Annotated in this window: 11 protein-coding genes and 1 pseudogene; 6 read left to right on the top strand and 6 right to left on the bottom strand. The window is 57.6% G+C overall.

The genetic code is table 11. The annotated features are described in order from the left end of the window. Positions 1–311 precede the first annotated feature (311 nt). Positions 312–680, bottom strand: a complete 369-nt coding sequence (locus MEB48_RS15635) for a PilZ domain-containing protein (RefSeq protein ID WP_237885032.1) — start codon at positions 678–680, stop codon at positions 312–314. A gap of 154 nt (positions 681–834) precedes the next feature. On the opposite strand from MEB48_RS15635, the gene MEB48_RS15630 reads away from it, so the two are divergent. From MEB48_RS15630 to lanM, 5 genes are all read left to right on the top strand, one after another. Further along, positions 835–2,901, top strand: a complete 2,067-nt coding sequence (locus tag MEB48_RS15630) for a carbon starvation CstA family protein (protein WP_237885031.1) — start codon at positions 835–837, stop codon at positions 2,899–2,901. Positions 2,902–2,915: 14 nt separating this feature from the next. Then, positions 2,916–3,113 carry a YbdD/YjiX family protein gene (locus MEB48_RS15625; RefSeq protein ID WP_007895266.1) on the top strand — a complete coding sequence of 66 codons (198 nt, stop codon included), beginning with the start codon at positions 2,916–2,918 and terminating at the stop codon, positions 3,111–3,113. 121 nt (positions 3,114–3,234) lie between these two features. After that, positions 3,235–4,206 carry a GTPase gene (yjiA, locus tag MEB48_RS15620; RefSeq protein WP_237885030.1) on the top strand — a complete coding sequence of 324 codons (972 nt, stop codon included), beginning with the start codon at positions 3,235–3,237 and terminating at the stop codon, positions 4,204–4,206. A gap of 310 nt (positions 4,207–4,516) precedes the next feature. Further along, a complete protein-coding gene (locus MEB48_RS15615; RefSeq protein WP_237885029.1) occupies positions 4,517–4,666 on the top strand; it encodes a hypothetical protein in 150 nt (49 codons plus the stop codon). Positions 4,667–4,722: 56 nt separating this feature from the next. Further along, positions 4,723–7,860, top strand: a complete 3,138-nt coding sequence (gene lanM, locus MEB48_RS15610; protein ID WP_237885028.1) for a type 2 lanthipeptide synthetase LanM — start codon at positions 4,723–4,725, stop codon at positions 7,858–7,860. Between the two features lie 62 nt (positions 7,861–7,922). Here lanM and MEB48_RS15605 read toward each other — a convergent pair. The 3 genes and pseudogenes from MEB48_RS15605 to MEB48_RS15595 form a co-directional block, all read right to left on the bottom strand. After that, positions 7,923–8,114: pseudogene (locus MEB48_RS15605) on the bottom strand (GntR family transcriptional regulator); the annotation flags it as partial. A gap of 157 nt (positions 8,115–8,271) precedes the next feature. After that, positions 8,272–9,525: a serine hydroxymethyltransferase gene (glyA, locus tag MEB48_RS15600; protein ID WP_237885027.1), complete on the bottom strand. Its 1,254-nt coding sequence runs from the start codon at positions 9,523–9,525 to the stop codon at positions 8,272–8,274. A gap of 253 nt (positions 9,526–9,778) precedes the next feature. After that, on the bottom strand, positions 9,779–13,627 hold the full coding sequence (locus tag MEB48_RS15595) for a sensor domain-containing protein (protein ID WP_237885026.1): 3,849 nt from the start codon (positions 13,625–13,627) through the stop codon (positions 9,779–9,781). Positions 13,628–13,909: 282 nt separating this feature from the next. Between MEB48_RS15595 and ettA the strand changes: the two genes are divergently transcribed. Further along, on the top strand, positions 13,910–15,574 hold the full coding sequence (ettA, locus tag MEB48_RS15590) for an energy-dependent translational throttle protein EttA (RefSeq protein ID WP_237885025.1): 1,665 nt from the start codon (positions 13,910–13,912) through the stop codon (positions 15,572–15,574). A gap of 292 nt (positions 15,575–15,866) precedes the next feature. Here ettA and MEB48_RS15585 read toward each other — a convergent pair whose 3' ends face one another. Together MEB48_RS15585 and MEB48_RS15580 are read right to left on the bottom strand one after the other, a co-directional pair. Then, complete coding sequence (locus MEB48_RS15585) at positions 15,867–16,361, bottom strand: GreA/GreB family elongation factor (RefSeq protein ID WP_237885024.1); 495 nt, start codon at positions 16,359–16,361, stop codon at positions 15,867–15,869. Between the two features lie 359 nt (positions 16,362–16,720). After that, entirely contained in the window at positions 16,721–18,574 is a 1,854-nt protein-coding gene (locus MEB48_RS15580) for an Lnb N-terminal periplasmic domain-containing protein (RefSeq protein WP_237885023.1), read from the bottom strand. Positions 18,575–18,692: the final 118 nt, after the last annotated feature.

Genomic DNA, 18,692 nt, shown 5'->3' with positions numbered 1-18,692 from the left:
GCCCCAAGCCCCACCAGTGGATCTCTGTACTCAAGAAATGTGTAGATACCCATGCCTCGATAGCGGTTAGTCAGTCGACATTTGTGGTGGGATTAAAATCGCCATCGCGGGCAAGCCTCAATGCCAGTCAGTTAAGCGAAATTCCTGTAGGAGCGAGCTTGCTCGCGAAAGCGGTGGGTCAGGCAACATCAATGTTTGCTGTGCCGCCGTCTTCGCGAGCAAGCTCGCTCCACAGGGTTTCGCGACTTAACTGACTGGCATTGGGGCAAGCCTAGGGCAAGCCTGGCTCCAACAGGTTTTGCGTCGTGTCTTCAGGTTTCGATCAACGCCCCCAGCTCCCGCTCCAATTCCTGCGGATCCTCCAGATTGAGCTCGATCAACCGCCGCAGGCGCTCAATGGACTCCAGGCTGATGTGCCGGCAGACGAAACCCAACTGGCCGTAATCGTCATGGGTCAGCAGCACTTCCATGGCGATATCGATTTCATCGCTCAAATGTATATCGACGAAGAACGCCTGCTCCCGATCCCCCAGCCAAGGCTCGGGCCGCTCGATCAACAACCCTTTGAGCGACAGGTCGATCAACTTCACCGGCCAGATGAATTCCCCCTGGCTCAGCTCGGTTCGGGCATCGAACGGAATACGTTTGAAGCGGCGGCGATCAGCAGGGTGGTCACTCATGGCGCAATCCTCTGAATGTCCGCTGACTATAGACCCGCCTTGTTGAAGCCTGCCAGCCAAGACGGGTCCTGGAATGTCGGGGATGGCCTTTGCCGTCAGTAGCGCTAAACTCCGGATGGCTGTCTTTCTTGTCCACTCTGGCTGGAATCAAAAAATGAAAAATAATAATAGCCTGCTACGCCACCTACCCTGGCTGCTGCTGGCAATCCTGGGAGCGTGCGCCCTGGGCGTAGTGGCATTGCGCCGAGGCGAGGCGATCAACGCCTTGTGGATTGTGGTCGCCGCCGTGGCCATTTATCTGGTCGCGTACCGCTACTACAGCCTGTTCATCGCTAACAACGTGATGCAACTCGATCCGCGTCGGGCTACACCCGCCGTGCTCAACAATGACGGTCTGGACTATGTGCCGACCAACAAACACATCCTTTTCGGTCACCACTTTGCAGCCATCGCTGGCGCGGGGCCGCTGGTCGGCCCGGTCTTGGCGGCGCAGATGGGCTACCTGCCCGGTACGCTGTGGCTGATTGCCGGGGTGGTGTTGGCCGGTGCGGTTCAGGACTTCATGGTCCTGTTCCTGTCCACCCGCCGCAACGGCCGTTCCCTGGGCGACATGGTCCGTGAAGAAATGGGCCGCATCCCCGGAACCATCGCGCTGTTCGGCTGCTTCCTGATCATGATCATCATCCTCGCGGTGCTGGCGCTGATCGTGGTCAAGGCCTTGGCCGAAAGCCCGTGGGGCATTTTCACGGTGATGGCAACCATCCCGATCGCGATGTTCATGGGCATTTACATGCGCTACATCCGCCCGGGTCGCATTGGTGAAATCTCGGTAATCGGCGTGGCGTTGCTGCTGGGTTCGATCTGGCTAGGCGGGCAGATTGCCGCTGACCCGGTGTGGGCCAAGGCGTTCAGCTTTACCGGGGTCCAGATCACCTGGATGCTGATTGGCTACGGTTTTGTGGCGGCAGTGTTGCCGGTGTGGCTGATTCTGGCGCCGCGTGATTACCTGTCGACCTTCCTCAAAATCGGCACCATCGTTGCGCTGGCGATCGGCATCCTGATCACCATGCCTGAGCTGAAAATGCCGGCATTGACCCAGTTCATCGACGGCACCGGACCGGTGTGGAAGGGCGGTCTGTTCCCGTTCCTGTTCATCACCATTGCCTGTGGCGCGGTGTCCGGCTTCCATGCACTGATCTCCTCCGGCACCACCCCGAAGTTGCTGGATAACGAGGTTAACGCCCGTTACATCGGTTATGGCGGCATGCTGATGGAATCCTTCGTGGCGATCATGGCCATGGTTGCCGCGTCGGTGATCGAGCCGGGCGTGTACTTCGCCATGAACAGCCCGCCAGCGGTCGTCGGCGGTGATGTGGTGGCTGTGGCACAAGCTGTCAGCGGCTGGGGTTTCGCGATAACCCCGGAGGCGCTGCAAGCGGTGGCCAAGGACATCGGAGAAACCACCATCCTGGCCCGTGCCGGCGGTGCGCCTACCCTGGCGGTCGGTATCGCGCAGATCCTGCACAGTGTCCTGCCGGGTGAAAACACCATGGCATTCTGGTACCACTTCGCGATCCTGTTCGAAGCGCTGTTCATCCTGACAGCGGTCGACGCTGGCACCCGTGCCGGGCGTTTCATGCTGCAGGATTTGCTCGGCTCCTTCGTTCCAGCGCTCAAGCGCACCGAGTCCTGGACCGCCAACCTGATCGCCACCGCCGGTTGTGTGGCGATGTGGGGTTACCTGCTGTACCAAGGCGTGATCGACCCGCTGGGCGGGATCAACACCTTGTGGCCGCTGTTCGGCATCTCCAACCAGATGCTGGCGGGTATCGCATTGATGTTGGCAACCGTTGTGCTGATCAAAATGAAACGCCAACGCTACGTGTGGGTGACCATGCTGCCAGCGGTGTGGCTGCTGATCTGCACCACCACCGCGGGCTTCATCAAGCTGTTCGACGCTAACCCGGCCATCGGTTTCCTCGCGCTGGCGAAGAAATACAGCGATGCATTGGCCAACGGGCAAATCCTGGCCCCGGCCAAGAGCATCGAGCAGATGCAGCATGTAATCTATAACGCTTACACCAACGCAACGCTGACCGCGCTGTTCCTGTTCGTGGTGTTCAGCATCCTGTTCTATGCGCTCAAGGTCGGCATTGCCGCCTGGGGTACCAAAGAACGTACGGATAAAGAATCGCCGTTCCAGGCTCAGCCGGATGCGTAATCGAGGATTGCACCATGTTCAATGACCTGAGTCGCCTCGGTAAATACCTCGGTCAGGCCGCGCGCCTGATGGTCGGCATGCCCGACTACGACAACTACGTCGAGCATATGCAAACCAAACACCCGGACAAACCGGTGATGAGCTACGAGATGTTCTTTCGCGAACGTCAGGAAGCCCGTTACGGTGGCAAGGGTGGGCCGAAGTGCTGTTGATGCACGCGGTTTAGGCAACACACCACTGTAGGAGCCCGGCTTGCCGGCGATGGCGATCTTCAGGACGCCTTCGCCGGCAAGCCAGGCTCCTACGGTTTTTTTGCGTCCGGGAGACTTTATCTTGTTAGCTCCAATTCCTGTCACGATCCTCAGCGGCTTTCTAGGTGCCGGCAAGACCACGCTGCTGCGCCATCTGCTCAAAGCCGAGCACGGCCTGAAAATCGCCGTGATCGAAAACGAATTCAGTGATGCCGGTATCGACACCCAACTATTGGGCGACGAGCCGGTGCAAGTGATGACGCTGTCCAATGGCTGCGTCTGCTGCACCATCCATACCGATTTGACCAAGGCGCTGTACCTGCTGCTCGAACGCCTGGACAGTGGCGAAATCGCCTTTGACCGTCTGGTGATCGAATGCACCGGTCTGGCCGATCCGGCCCCGGTGGCGCAAACCTTTTTCATCGATGAAGAGCTGCGTGAGCGCTACATCCTCGACGGCATCATCACTCTGGTGGACGCCGCCCATGCTGACCTGCATCTGACCCAGACCATTGCCCAGGCGCAGATCGGTTTCGCCGACCGTTTGCTGGTGAGCAAACGCGATCTGGTGGACGAGCCGACCTTCACGGCGTTGAGCGAACGTCTGACCCGAATCAACCGTCGCGCGCCGATCCGTGTGGTCGATCACGGCAAGATCGACCTGGCCGAATTGCTTGACGTGCGCGGCTTCAACCTCAATGCCGATCTCGGCGGTGGAATGAGTCTGCGTCCAGTGAGCAAGGCATCGTCCATCGACCGTATCTCCAGTCTGGTATTGCGCACCGAGAAGCCGCTGGATATCGATAAACTCAGTGAGTTCATGAACGAACTGCTGGAAGAACATGGCAAACAACTGCTGCGTTACAAAGGTGTTTTGAACATTCTTGGCGAACCGCGGCGCATGGTGTTTCAAGGCGTGCTGAAGTTGTACGGTTTCGACTGGGATACTGAATGGGCCGATGATGAAATACGCGAAAGCGTGATCGTGTTCATTGCCGATGATTTGCCGGAAGAAAAGCTTCGCGAGGGGTTTGCCAAAGTCGCTAGTGTCTGAAAATGTTAAATTGTGAGACTGTCGATACACCTTTGCGCTTTTTTGCAGCGATACCCGATGATCCCCGCAAAGGTTTTGAAACTTTCTGCTTGTGTGTCTTTGCTGGGCAATTTTATTGACTGCACTAGTTGTTAATTGCTGAATGTTGTCAGTGTAAGGTTTTGTGGGTTTGTGTCTGATTCCTCAAAAGGTGTGTTTTGGATGTTAGTTACATTTGGTTTGGCTTTTTGAGCGGTTTGTTCTGTTCTCAGGTGGTAATTTTGTCCGGTGCCAACTAAGGCGCTAATCAATTTTACAAGTGAGAAATGATATGAAAGATCAAATTCTGGAAATGTCCGGTGATTTCGCCAGTGAGTTTGAAGCTTATGTAAAAGCAGGTATCAACAAGATGGCGGGTGTTGAAGTGATGTCGAGCAGCGCCATCACCTGCGATAGCCTGGGTTGCACGTTCGGCTGCTAAGCCTTCTGTAACATATGGCGGGTCTGCGACCCGCCATACTGATCAAGGTAGCGAGCATGCTAGCTGATATTCTGACGTTCCAAGAGCGTGAAGCATCGGGCGCAGGACGCGCCGTCGATATAGACGCCCTGCGCAAAATTCTGGATATGCTGCATAAAGACGATCGCGCCGTTACGCGCTATTTTGGTCTCGGCAAAAAAGATCTGATCAAATGGTTCGAAAGTGGCAGCCAACAACCTGCACCCGAAAAGCATCATCCCTCGCAACAAGCACTTGAAGTAAAGATTCGACAAATTAAATCTCTAATAAAGTCTGGTAGCGTTAGCGGCGGGCAGAAGGAAACGTTTGCAGGGTTTTACAATATCTTGTTTTGTTATTTTAAGAATGTATTTCAGTGCGATAGCAGATATGTTGAAATTAGTCATTGTTTTGCAGCGGAGTCGTTGCTTTCAAGTGTCAGGCCGTATGTTGTAAGTAGTGTCAAGCGTCTTTCTGAAAAGTCGCTCGTGCACTTTCTTAATACGCGAATATCCGAAGGGTTGGAGTCCGGCCTGGAATCCTTTGAACAATTTTTGAATACCGAAACTCCCGGTTCGTTCCTGGAGGTTTATCCGGTGCTGGCGGACTTACTGATCAGGCACCTGGAAAGTACGTCGGCTTATCTGTACAAAATTATTTTCCATTTTCTCGATGATGCTGATGTGCTCGCGCAGGTGTTCGATTTACCTGCGCGGCAAATCGACTCGATCGAGCTCGGCTTGGGAGATCCTCACGCCAATGGCGAAACGGTTTGCATTGTACGCATCGCGGGTCAATCCATAGTGTACAAACCCCGGAGCAACCGGGAAGCGCAGCTCTATAATTCGCTGTTGATGCTGTTGCGTGACAAGACCTCCGATGAGTGTTTTTCCATCCGTGCGCCATTATTGGTGTGTCGGGACGACCACTGCTGGATCGAAAAAATAGACAATCGAGCCTGCGATACGACGGCCGGTCTGGCTGTATTCTATCGACGGATAGGTGCGCAGATTGCCTTGGTCCACGCACTGAACGGCATCGATTTTCACTACGAAAATATCATCGCGTGCGGGAGCAGTCCCGTCATGATCGATCTTGAATGCCTGTTGACGGCTTCGATGATCGATCTGCAAGGCGATCTGCCTCACTCCAGCGCATTGTTCAAAGTACTCAAGTCCAACGGTCAGTCGGTCTTCTCCAGTGGTTTTCTGCCTTATTCGCCCGATTCGGAAAACGACTACAGCGGTCTGACCGCCCAGAGGCAGTTCACAACGACGACCAGGCAACTGATCCGCGAGCAAGGTTTCTACCATTTGAAACGGGTGAAGATCGACAATACGCCGGCCTTCAAACACCTTCCGGTTTTCGCCGGTGTGCACTATTCGCTGGAGTCCTATCAATACGCGTTTCTTGAAGGCTTCGGGTTCGCCTACGATGCGGTGATGAAACATCGGGTAGCGATGCTCGACCTGATCCGACAGCACGCCACCCAGTTGAAAACACGAGTATTGATCAAAAATACCCAGCGCTACATCGATTTCATCGAGCTGACGCTGCACCCGCGCTTCATGCAATGCATGCTTCAGCGGGAGTTGCTATTGGCTACGATGTGGTCGGAGTCGAACCAATCACTCATCGACAAAAACGTGGCGGTCCATGAGTTGACCGATCTGCAGAGTGCCAATATCCCGATTTTCACCATGCCCATCGCTTCGAACCGGATGCTCAACTCACAGGGCCGGTTCGTGGCGGCAGTCGAGATCGATAGCCCTTTGGACAGCTGCCGACGAAAGCTGAGCGCGCTCTGCCCCCAAGACAAAATATTCCAGACCTTCATCCTGCAGGAATGCCTTTTCCCTTCCGGCAATAAGGCGTTGCCGATGAACCGACGGCATGTCGCCAAGGGGAGGGCGAGCATGCAGCCCGCGCAGTATCTGGCTGGTGCATTGAAGGTCGCAACTGCCATCGAACGGCAGCGCATCGATGGTGCTGAAGGGGATGTGGCGTGGGCTTTCTTGAATGCTCACCCGACAACCCGGCGCAATTATCTGTCGCCGATGACCGCTAGCCTGTACAGCGGCATGGGGGGACTGGCGGTGTTTTACATGAGTTTGTATCGAGTCAGCGGTCGTGTTGAACACCTGGCGCGAACTGATCAAATCGTCGAATCGATGATGAGATCCCGTGAGCATTTCGACAGTGACATGGCCGTCAGTGCCTATTTCGGTCTGGTGTCGTATCTGTATGTGCTGATCAATCATCAGCAGGTGACGGGCAGGGACATTCATCGTTCGACGATTGATGAGCTACTGCTCAAGCTTGATGACTTTCCACAAATGGGTGACGAATTCGATTTTCTCAATGGCTGGTGCGGGACTGTCACGTTGTTGGTGAACCTCTATCAGCTGCAGCCGCGAGAAAGCTTGATCCCGCTGATCGATAAGTTCTCGGCGGCCATCCACGCGGAGCTGGTCAACGAAGGAGGGCGATTCATCCGCAAGACTGACGCAACGCCTCTGCTGACAGGATTCTCCCATGGGATTTCCGGGATTCTCCATGCATTGGCCAAGGTGTACGAGGTGACAAACGACGAAACATTGACAGCTTTGATGGCGGACTTGCTGAAGGACGAAAACCGTCAGATGGCCCACGGTTGTTGGTTGGACTTGCGCGAGCCATCGAGGCCCGGGCACATGACCAAGTGGTGCCACGGCGACGCTGGCATCCTGATCTCCAGGCTCCAGCTCAAACAGGCGCTGAAAGACGTGTGGAGTGCGGAGTATTTGGCGATAGTCGAGGGCGATCTCAGGATCTGCGAAAGCAATCTCTGGCGTCAGGGCCTCGGCTCGGGTTACAGCCTCTGTCATGGTGACTTCGGTAATCTGCTGTGTTTGCTGGCGTTCTATCGCCGCACAGAAAACCGCCAAGGTATTGCACGTAGTCTGCAGGCGCTGTCAGAAGCTGCTGACAACTTCTTCAATGAAGACTTCATGACGCAGGACAGCGTGCCGGTGCTCGGGATGATGCTGGGCGTGGCAGGTGTCGGTCAGGCATTGTTGAGTGCGATTGATCCAGCGCTGCCCGATGTCCTGGCATTGACGTTCATGGGGCCGGACTCAACAGATTCCGTTCAAGGTCGGCCAAGTGTTGGGAGAGTAATCGAACTGCTGCATTGACATCAGTATTCGCTATGGCGTCCACGATGGCGCTTTGAGTACGTCCGGTGTGGTCCCTGGCCACGGCTCGCGCCGAACATCTGTCCCAGACCCTCTTCGGTGAAGCGACTGGCTGGGGCAATGCGCTGGTCAAGAATCGCATCGAATACCCGCAGGTAGAGGTCGTCCACCAGCGGTTTGTCGCGATGAACGGGGGAGAAGCGCTGGGGCGTAGGTGTCTCGCGGTTGCAATGCGTCGTAGCCAGGCTGTTCATGGCCTGCGCAGCTGCCCGACTTCCTTGCTGCTGATGGACTGCGCCACCACGGTTGAGCTGACCCTGTTGAAAATCAAAGATCTTTTGATCTTTATGGCGGACAAAAAAAACCGGCCATCACTGGCCGGTTTTTTCATTGCGCGGTTTAGGGGGCTGATTAAGCGCCGTATACCGGCAGCTTTTTGCAGATGGCCTTGACCTTCTCACGAACGGCATCGATCACCGCTTCGTTGTTCAGGTCAGCCAGGATGTCGCAGATCCAGCCGGCCAGCTCTTTGCACTCTGCTTCCTTGAAGCCGCGAGTGGTCACTGCCGGCGTACCGAAACGCAGACCGGAGGTGACGAACGGGGAGCGTGGATCGTTCGGTACCGAGTTCTTGTTCACGGTGATGAACGCTTTGCCCAGTGCGGCGTCGGCGTCTTTACCGGAGATTTCCTGCTTGATCAGCGACAGCAGGAACAGGTGGTTCTGAGTACCGCCCGACACTACGTCGAAACCGCGCTCGATGAACACGCCGGCCATGGCCTGGGCGTTTTTCACCACTTGTTGCTGGTAGGCCTTGAACTCAGGCTGCAGCGCTTCCTTGAAGCAGATCGCCTTGGCAGCGATCACGTGCTCCAGCGGGCCACCCTGGGCGCCCGGGAATACCGCGGAGTTCAGCTTCTTCTCGATGTCGGCGTTGGCGCGAGCCAGGATCAGGCCGCCACGTGGACCGCGCAGGGTCTTGTGGGTGGTGGTGGTCACGACATCAGCGAATGGAACCGGGTTCGGGTAGACGCCAGCGGCGACCAGACCAGCCACGTGAGCCATGTCGACAAACAGGTAGGCACCGACTTTGTCAGCGATTTCGCGGAAACGCGGGAAGTCGAGGATCTGCGAGTAAGCAGAGAAACCGGCCACGATCATTTTTGGCTTGTGCTCGACCGCCAGACGCTCGACTTCGTCGTAATCGATCAGGCCATTGGCGTCGATGCCGTATTGGACAGCGTTGTACAGCTTGCCGGAGGACGAAACGCTGGCACCGTGGGTCAGGTGACCGCCGTGAGCCAGGCTCATGCCCAGGATGGTGTCGCCTGCTTGCAGCAGGGCCAGGTAAACGGCGCTGTTGGCTTGGGAACCGGCGTGTGGCTGAACGTTGGCGTAATCGGCGCCGAACAGTTCTTTTGCTCGATCAATTGCAAGCTGCTCGACGATGTCGACGAACTCGCAACCACCGTAGTAGCGCTTGCCCGGGTAGCCTTCGGCGTACTTGTTGGTCAGTACCGAGCCTTGAGCTTCCATCACCGCAGGGCTGGTGTAGTTTTCCGAAGCGATCAGCTCGATGTGTTCTTCCTGGCGCTGAGCTTCTTGCTCCATGGCGGCAAAAAGGTCGGCGTCGTACTTGGCAATAGTCAAATCACGGCTGAACATGGCGGTCCTCAAGGATCGGGGCAGAAAAGGGGGGCATTCTAACCCAATGGGTTTTAGATGGCATATGAAAGGACATCATGTCGCAGACAAGTGGTGTTCATGCGTGGGATTTTCGGTGTCTGGGCGGGCCAGTGTCAGGTGATCGTTCCCACGCTCTGCGTGGGAATGCCTCATTGGACGCTCTGCGTCCGCTTCGGCATGTGACGCGGAGCGTCACGGGCTGCATTCCCACGCAGAGCGTGGGAACGATCAGTCAGTCAAGCATGAACAACGCATCATTACTGAACTGCGCCTCAAACCGGCTCGCCGGCATCGGTCGACCGAACAGATACCCCTGAACCTCATCGCAACCGTGCTCACGCAGGAAGTCGAGCTGCTCATGGGTTTCCACGCCCTCGGCGATTACCGCCAGATTGAGGCTGTGGGCCATGGCGATGATCGCCCGGGCAATTTGCGCATCCTGTTCACCCGAGGGCAGGCCATCGACGAAGGAGCGGTCGATTTTCAGCACGTCGATCGGGAATTGCTTGAGGTAGTTGAGCGATGAATAACCGGTGCCGAAGTCGTCGACCGCAATGCTCAGGCCGAGGTTTTTCAATCCGGCGAGGATCTGCATCGCCTCGCTGACTTCGCGCATCAGGATACTTTCAGTCAACTCCAGCTCCAGGCACGCCGGCGACAGGCCGGTTTCCTTGAGGATGGTAGCGATCCGCGTGCCAAGTTGCCCGTCCGAGAACTGCCGAGCCGAAATGTTCACCGAAACTTTCGGCACACGCACCTTGGCCTGATGCCAGGTCTTGAGCTGGCGGCAGGCTTCGCCGATCACCCAGTCGCCGACATCCACCACCAGCCCGAGCTCTTCGAGCACCGGAATGAAATCCCCCGGGGGCACCAGGCCGCGACGCGGGTGGCGCCAGCGCAGCAGGGCTTCGGCACCGGTCAGGCGTTTGCCGTCGCCGCTGAATTGCGGTTGGTAGTACAGCACGAATTCGTTTTGCTCCAGGGCATGGCGCAAGTCGCTTTCCAGCTCCAGACGCTCCAGGGCGCTGGCGTTCATGTCCGCCTGATAGAACTGGAAGTTGTTCTTGCCGCGCTCCTTGGCGTGGTACATCGCGGTGTCGGCGTTCTTCATCAGCTGACTGAGTTCGCTGCCGTCCTGAGGGCTCAGGGCAATGCCGATACTGGCAGTGACAAAAAACTCGCGGCCTTCCAGCACGAACGGTTTTACCAGGCTGGCGAGGATCTGTTCGGCCACGTGAATCGCCCGGTTCAGCGCGATCTCCCGGTTGGCCCGCGGTTGCAGCAGCAACGTGAACTCATCACCGCCCATGCGCGCCACGGTGTCGTCATCGTCGACGCAACCGAGCAGGCGTGTGGCCATTTCCTTGAGCATGCGGTCGCCGGCAGCATGGCCCAGGGAGTCGTTGATCGGTTTGAAACGGTCGAGGTCAAGGAACATCAACACCACCCAGGACTTCTGCCGTTCAGCCGATTGCAGTGCGGTGTGCAGGCGATCCTGGAACAGCGTGCGGTTGGGCAAGTGGGTCAGGGCGTCGTAATAGGCGAGACGATGAATCCGTTGCTCACTGGCTTTGCGTTCGCTGATGTCACTGAAGAAACACACGTAGCTGGCCAGATCGCCTTCATCATCGAGCACCGCCGTAATCCCGACCCAGGCCGGATAATGCTCGCCGTTGCGTCGCTTGAGCCAGACTTCGCCTTCCCAGGTGCTGTGCTGATGCAATTGCTTGAGCACATAGCGTAGATGAGCTTCTTGTTGCTCATCGACGGTGAGCATGTTCGGCAACTGATCGAGGACCTGGGCCACCGCATAGCCGCTGACGCGACTGAAAGCCTCGTTGGCCTGGACGATGTAGCCGGCCGGGTCAGTGATCAGAATCGCCGAGGTCGAGTGCTCGAATACCGTGGCCGCCATGCGCAGGTCTTTTTCGGCCCGACGTTGCTGGCTGATGTCGCGACCGACCCCGAGCACGCCTTCAAAGGCACCTTGCTCATCCCAGACCAGCACCAGACGCAACTCGATGGGGATCTTGCGTCCGTCGGCGCGCAGGCAGTCGAACAGAAATAGCTGGGTCTGCACCTGATTGCGCAGCAGCGCCAGTTGTTCGGGTTTGTTCAGCGCTTTGCTGACCCGGTCCATCAGGGTGTAGATGCTGGTCAGTTGTTGCGGGTTGGCGATGGTCGATTGCCAGCCGTTCTGGAATATCCAGTCGGCATCGAAGCCCAGCACGGCTTGCACCGAGGGGCTGACGTAGTTGAGCGACATCTTGCTGTCGGTGGAGAAAATCACATCGCTGATGCTTTCGGCGAGCATCCGGTAACGCTGCTCGCTGTCGCGCAGGGACTCGCTGGCTTCGATCTGCTCGGTAATGTCCTTGGCCACGCCGATGATGCGAGTGACCTGATCGTGTTTGTCCCGCGCCAGGGCCTGTTCGCGAATATCGAAACGCCGCCATTTACCGTTGCGATGACGGAAACGCAGTTGGCACTGCAGCAATTGGCTGTAGCCAGCATGGCGCTGGGACTGGCGCGATCGGTGGTAGTAGTCGGCATCTTCGGGGTGCAACAGGATCTCCCAGAAATACTCGCCCATCTGGTGCAGTTCGGTGCGGTTGTAACCCAGTGTTTGCCCCAGGTGATGGTTGCTGAAGATCATCCGCTGGCTGATCACATCTTGCACATACAGATGATCCGGCACGGTGCGTACCACGTCGGACCAGAACCCCTCACGTTCCAGCAGCGACAATTCGACGAGTTTGCGGCTGGTGATGTCGCTGATACTCAGGATCACCGCCTTGTAGTCGGCCTGATCTTCCGGCAGACGCAGCACCAGCCACAGATGCTGGTCGCGGCCATTGGCGTCCTGGAGTTTGATTTCCAGCTCAAGCTGTTTCTGTTGGTGCAGCACAGCTTCGAGCACTTGATTGCCAATGGCCGTGCAGTCCAATGGATAGCCGTCGATCAGCAGTTTCCAGGCTTGATCGCAGGAATTGACGTTGAGCAGTTGCAGGGCGACCTGGTTGACCTCGGTGATGCGCAGTTCCTGCAGCAATTGCTGACGTTGCTCTGATGTCTGGAGCCAGGCCTTCAATTGCTCGCTGCTGTTGAGTTGAGCCCTGTCGAAGATGCTTTTTAGCCCGGACAGGTCGAGCACGCACAGCGCAACGCCGGTGCCTTCGAAAATGTCCTGATAGCGTCGGCGGCCCTCATGCAATTGGCGTTGACGGCGACGAATGTTCAGTAGCGCGATGAAAGGCAACAAGGAGAGGGCCAGACCCAACAGGCATTTGCCGATGAACGCCGGCAGCAGTTGTTCGATCACCCGTTGCCGGTCGAACAACCCGCGCAGTTGCCAATCACTGCTGCTCAAGGGGACTGTCAGCACGCTGTTGGTCAGCTCATCCGATGTCAGCACCTCCGGTTTGCCCAAGGGCTGGGCGTCATCGCGGCTGATGATTTGATGATTGATGCGGTTTTCCACCAGCCACTGGGGGCGGATGCCGACGTCGCCCTGTTTGGTCAGTGAGGAGAAAAACGTGGGTGTCAGGCGCAGGGCCCAATAACCGCGGGTACTGCCACTGGCCTGATGCAAGAGCAGGTGCACCACCGAACCGTCGTCGGCATTGCTGAAATAGTGAGCCTGGGCGCGGCTGCGCTGGACCAGTTCGCTCAGGTAATTGGCGTCCTGGCTGTCAGCGGCGCTGTCGCTGAGGATTTTTCCGGAGGGACTGAGCAGCGCCAGGCTACGCAGGTCGGGCAGCGATTGTTGCAATTTACGCAGCAACGCCTGCTGTTCGTCGGGACTTTGTGGTTGTTCGATGATCGGTAGCAGATTTAGGGCGATCTGGGCATTGAGCGCCATGTTCAGGCTGACTTGCGCAGCCAGGTCGGCGGAGTAGTCGATGGTGTACTGGCGCTGGTTTTTCTGGGTTTCGCGAAGCTGATCCAGCAGTTGCCAGAACAGCAGTGCGAGCAGCAACAGCACGAGGGCCGCCAGCGCGCCTTTCAAGGTTCCGCGCAGGGGCGAGCCGGTCGCAGGATTGAGTGCGCTCGCGGACGATGGCGGAGAGACATTGGACAAACTGTAATCCTGCGGTTTGGCTGGACTGGCGCGACGCGCACTATAAGCCGGACGCCCGAAGGGCGGCTAGCATGCCTTGAGTTGTGGCGAAGTGCCAGCCCCCACTCGGCTGGACTGCCCTCTATCAATCAGGTAGCTTTGCCGGTTACGCGGGAGCGTTCCAGCTCCTAGAGGTTTTTTCAGCGCGCACGCCTTGATACCCATCAAACGAACGACGCGCATGGCCTGGCCGGGCATCGCCTGTGCTCCAATCATTCATCAGTCACTGACCCTAGGTTCTCCATGGCTCAATACGTCTTCACCATGCATCGGCTGGGCAAAGTTGTTCCGCCGAAGCGGGAAATCCTGAAAAACATTTCGCTGTCGTTCTTCCCTGGCGCCAAGATCGGCGTACTCGGTCTTAACGGTTCGGGTAAGTCCACGCTGCTGAAAATCATGGCCGGCGTCGATACCGAGTTCGACGGTGAAGCCCGTCCGATGCCGGAGCTGAACATTGGCTACCTGCCGCAGGAACCGATCCTGGATCCGACCAAGACCGTGCGTGAAGTGGTCGAGGAAGCGGTCAGCGTGATCAAGGACGCTCAGGCGCGCCTGGACGAGGTTTACGCGGCCTACGCTGAACCGGATGCAGATTTCGACAAACTGGCCGCCGAACAGGCCAAGCTTGAAGCCATCCTGCAAGCCAGCGACGGTCACAACCTGGATCGCCAACTGGAAGTCGCCGCCGATGCGCTGCGTCTGCCAGCGTGGGATGCCAAGGTCGAAGTGCTGTCCGGTGGTGAAAAGCGTCGTGTGGCCCTGTGCCGCCTGCTGCTGTCCGCGCCGGACATGCTGCTGCTCGACGAACCGACCAACCACCTGGACGCCGATTCCGTCGCCTGGCTGGAGCACTTCCTGCACGATTTCCCGGGCACTGTGGTTGCGATCACGCACGACCGTTACTTCCTGGACAACGTTGCCGGCTGGATCCTCGAGCTCGACCGCGGCGCCGGTATCCCGTACGAGGGCAACTATTCGGGTTGGCTCGAAGCCAAGTCCGACCGTCTGGCGGCCGAATCCAAGCAGCAGTCGGCCCACGAAAAGGCCATGAAGGAAGAACTGGAGTGGGTGCGCAAAGGCGCCAAGGCCCGCCAGTCCAAATCCAAGGCTCGTCTGCAACGCTTCGAAGAAATGCAATCGCAGGAATTCCAGAAGCGCAGCGAAACCAACGAGATCTACATCCCGGCCGGTCCGCGCCTGGGCGACAAGGTCATCGAGTTCAAGAACGTATCGAAGGGATATGGCGATCGCGTGCTGATCGACAACCTGTCGTTCTCCATGCCTAAAGGCGCCATCGTTGGCGTGATCGGCGGTAACGGTGCCGGTAAATCGACCCTGTTCCGTATGCTGATGGGCAAGGAAACGCCGGATTCGGGCTCCATCGAAGTCGGCGAAACCGTGCAACTGGCGTGCGTCGATCAGAGCCGTGAAGACCTGGATGGCAGCAAGACTGTGTTCCAGCAGATCTCCGACGGTTCCGACCAGATTCGCATCGGCAACTACGAGATCCCGTCGCGCACCTACGTGGGTCGCTTCAACTTCAAGGGCGGCGATCAGCAGAAGTTCGTCAAGGACCTGTCCGGTGGTGAGCGTGGTCGCTTGCACCTGGCTCTGACCCTGAAAGAGGGCGGCAACGTCCTGCTGCTCGACGAACCGTCCAACGACCTCGACGTTGAAACCCTGCGTTCCCTGGAAGAAGCCTTGCTGGACTTCCCGGGCGCCGCCATTGTGATCTCCCACGATCGGTGGTTCCTTGACCGCGTCGCGACTCACATCCTGGCGTACGAAGACGATTCGCAAGCGGTGTTCTTCGAAGGCAACTACACCGAGTACGAAGCCGATCGCAAGAAACGCCTCGGCGAAGCGGCTTCCCAGCCGCACCGCGTACGGCACAAGAAACTGGCCTGATTTCAGGTTGGTTGGATAAAAAACGGAGCCTTCGGGGCCAATGCCAGTCAGTTAAGCGCAACCCGGTAGGAGCGAGCTTGCTCGCGAAAGCGGTATATCAGGCGACATCAATGTTGACTGTACTGCCGCCTTCGCGAGCAAGCTCGCTCCTACAGGGTTCCGTGTCTTAACTGACTGGCATTGGCCTTCGGGGCTCCGTTTTTTTATGGGCGTTCAGTAAGACTGCGGCGCGGCCTTCGCGGGCAAGCCTCGCTCCTACAGGGGGGTGTTGCCCGCGAAGGCGTCATCGAATTCACCCGATTTCTATGGTCAACACCTCAATCACCAAATCCCCCGCCGGCCGTTTCCACAACACTTCATCGCCTACTTGTGCCCCGAGCAACGCCCGCCCCAGCGGCGAACTCCAATTGATCAAGCCATGGGCGGCATCCGCCTGGTCTTCTCCGACCAATTGCACGCGCTGCTGATGATCGTGTTCGTCGGCAAAGGTCACCCAGTTGCCGATCTGCACTTTCTCGGCCGAGGAGGCCAGCGCGACCACTTGGGCGCTTTGCAGACGATGTTTGAAGTAACGCCAGTCGCGATCGAGGTCGGCCTGGCGCTGCTTATCGGCCAGTTCGCCTTTGGCGCTTTCCTGATCAAGCAGTTTTTGCAGCTCGACGACTTTCGCCTGAAGCTGCGCCAGACCGGCGGGCGTGACGTAATTGGGCTGCGCGCTGACCTGCCGTTCGACTGGCAGATCGGCTTGCTCGGCAGCGTTATCTTCATTGACGAAGGCACGGCTCATGCTGTTCTCCCGTTATAGGATTTGGGCCATGGTCACAGGCTTTAAGTTTCGACGAATGTCTGTAAACGACTTATTGCGAGCGATAGGCTCGCGCGGCGTCCCGGTCTTTCTCTTGTTGCCAGGCCCGTTCGCGCTTGTCCCAATGGCTTGGCACTGACGCAAGCCATTAGCCGAGCCGGTCTATAAGAGAAGTCTAGAAGTAGATTCGTCGGGTGTGTGAAAGGCTTGTGATTAATCTGTGGGCTTACAAGGATTCAATGTGGGAGCGGGCTTGCTCGCGAAGACGGAGTGTCAGTCAACATCGATGCCAACTGACACACCGCCTTCGCGAGCAAGCCCGCTCCCACAAGGGATTTGCATCAATAGTGATACCACTTCACCTCAAGCATCACTTCGTTTTCGGGCGAAGCCAGGTGGCTGAATTCGCGTTGGGCAGTCAGGCGTACACCCAGATTTCGCGACAGTTCCCACTGCTGATTCAGGCTCACACTCCGGCGCACCTCGCCATTGGTGAAGTAATCACCCTTGGCTTCAAGGCTGAAATTGCCCAGCGGATTTTTCCATAGCAAGCCGCTATTAAAGCCCGCCGCCGGGGCGATGAAGGCCGCAAAGTCGTTGTTATGCTCGACACGCACGGTGCCCAAGGCGAAACCAAGCATGTCGTCACCCAGTTGCCAGGTCCCGCCGCCGCCACCATTGACATGGCTGACCAGGGTTTCGTCATCATGCTTGCCCGGTACGCGCTCAAGGCCGCCGGTGACTTGCCACGACAGCGGCTGCAACAATTGATTGCGAGGCGTCAGCGAGCGGATGGTCGCCAGATCCAGTTGTTGTAACTGCCAGTCATTGCCTTCGTATTGGCGCAGCTTCATTTGCAGGATTTCGATTTGTGCGCCGAGGGGGAAGCTTTCCATATTGTCATTGAGATCGTGATAGGCCATGCGCAGGCCATATTCGCCGAAGGCCTTGTCGCCCCGGGTGCCGATGCCGGCCTGCCAGGTGCGGGATTCGTGACCGTCCTCGGGCAAGCCGGGTTGCGGAATGTCCAGTTCCGGGGGCGGGTTTTGATTGATGGCGCGCAGCAATTCGAAACTGCGCTGGGCCCGTTGTGGGTCTCGCTCCTGACCATTGGCGCGATAACGCTCCAGGCGATAAGCCGCATCGATGATCAACGCCTGACGGTCGCGAGGTTGAGCCTTGAATGCCGGGGTCTGCAATTGCTTCTGATCGGCGCTGACTTTCAGCACCCATGCCTGCTCTTCGGAGGTTAACGGCTCGGCACGGTTGAGCAGTTCGCGCTCACGGGACGGGCGATACTCGATCGATTGCACCAAGCCAGCTTCTTTTACCGCTTTGACCGTGTCGGTGGGGATGGCCGTCAACGGGAACTGTTCGGTCAAATGCAGGTTCGGCCGTGCCACTTGCAGCAGTTCAAGCAGGCGGTAGGAGCAGTTTTCGTCGAAGAAAAAGTAGTCGAACTGGATCTGCTTGAGCTCCCAGACGTGCTCGACCATGCGTTCGGTTTCCTGCTGGGTCAGGTTCAGGCGGTATTCCCACAGGTCGCGGTTCTCCAGGCTGCGGTATTCCGAGAGTTTTTCCTGATACGGCACCAGCGCGAACAGCCCGGGATAGCCGCCCATCAAGCCTTTCCAGGCGTATAGAAGGCTGTTGTCCGAACCTTCGATGTAGGCGCCGAAGTTGATCGCGTAACTGAGCAGCGAGGTCTTGTCGCTCTGCACATTGGCCTGATCGATGCGCAGCAGGGTGTGGCCGAACATTGACGACGGGCTGTTCAGGTAGGCCGCCGGGAAAATCATCACCGCGCTGTGGGGCGAAACGTCCTTGAACCATTGCGTGAACTCAGCACAGTCCGGCATCGGCAGATCGCTCAGCTCAAGTTGCGCCTTGAGCCAGCGGGTGCGGGCCGGATAAACGCATTGTGCATGCTGCTCGCCGGCACTGGCCGGGGCAAACAGAGCCTGTACGGTCGCCGCCAGTTCGCGGTCGGGGTGTTCGTTGCCATCGGGGGCGAGAAAGAATTTCTTGTCGCTGACATAGCTGCGCCAGCCACCGAGCTTGGCGGTTTCGTAATGCCCCAGGGAAATCCAGAAGGGGTCGTTGGCCAGTTGCTGCAAACGTTGATTGTCGATATGTGGCGCGGCGGACAGCGGGGCGCAGAAACAGAGCGCCAGCCAGGCAAGGCGTTTGAGCATAGTGAGCAACTTAAGCCGAAAGAAACAAAGACCCCGAATAGCGGGTGCCGTATGACTGTAGGAGCTGGCTTGCCAGCGAAGGTTACGACCATCGCTGGCAAGCCAGCTCCTGCAATCA

This window comes from Pseudomonas sp. PGPR40, assembly GCF_022014505.1.
In the GTDB taxonomy this organism is placed as follows: Bacteria; Pseudomonadota; Gammaproteobacteria; order Pseudomonadales; family Pseudomonadaceae; genus Aquipseudomonas.
The sequence above is the reverse complement of the archived record's forward strand: the minus strand, read 5'-3'. Positions and strand labels throughout refer to the sequence as shown.

What these genes read in the sequence shown, in the direction of transcription:
- MEB48_RS15635 (WP_237885032.1), bottom strand. Translation starts at nt 680, where the DNA reads ATGAGTGACCACCCTGCTGATCGCCGCCGCTTCAAACGTATTCCGTTC.
- MEB48_RS15630 (WP_237885031.1), top strand. Translation starts at nt 835, where the DNA reads ATGAAAAATAATAATAGCCTGCTACGCCACCTACCCTGGCTGCTGCTG.
- MEB48_RS15625 (WP_007895266.1), top strand. Translation starts at nt 2,916, where the DNA reads ATGTTCAATGACCTGAGTCGCCTCGGTAAATACCTCGGTCAGGCCGCG.
- MEB48_RS15615 (WP_237885029.1), top strand. Translation starts at nt 4,517, where the DNA reads ATGAAAGATCAAATTCTGGAAATGTCCGGTGATTTCGCCAGTGAGTTT.
- lanM (WP_237885028.1), top strand. Translation starts at nt 4,723, where the DNA reads ATGCTAGCTGATATTCTGACGTTCCAAGAGCGTGAAGCATCGGGCGCA.
- glyA (WP_237885027.1), bottom strand. Translation starts at nt 9,525, where the DNA reads ATGTTCAGCCGTGATTTGACTATTGCCAAGTACGACGCCGACCTTTTT.
- ettA (WP_237885025.1), top strand. Translation starts at nt 13,910, where the DNA reads ATGGCTCAATACGTCTTCACCATGCATCGGCTGGGCAAAGTTGTTCCG.
- MEB48_RS15585 (WP_237885024.1), bottom strand. Translation starts at nt 16,361, where the DNA reads ATGAGCCGTGCCTTCGTCAATGAAGATAACGCTGCCGAGCAAGCCGAT.
- MEB48_RS15580 (WP_237885023.1), bottom strand. Translation starts at nt 18,574, where the DNA reads ATGCTCAAACGCCTTGCCTGGCTGGCGCTCTGTTTCTGCGCCCCGCTG.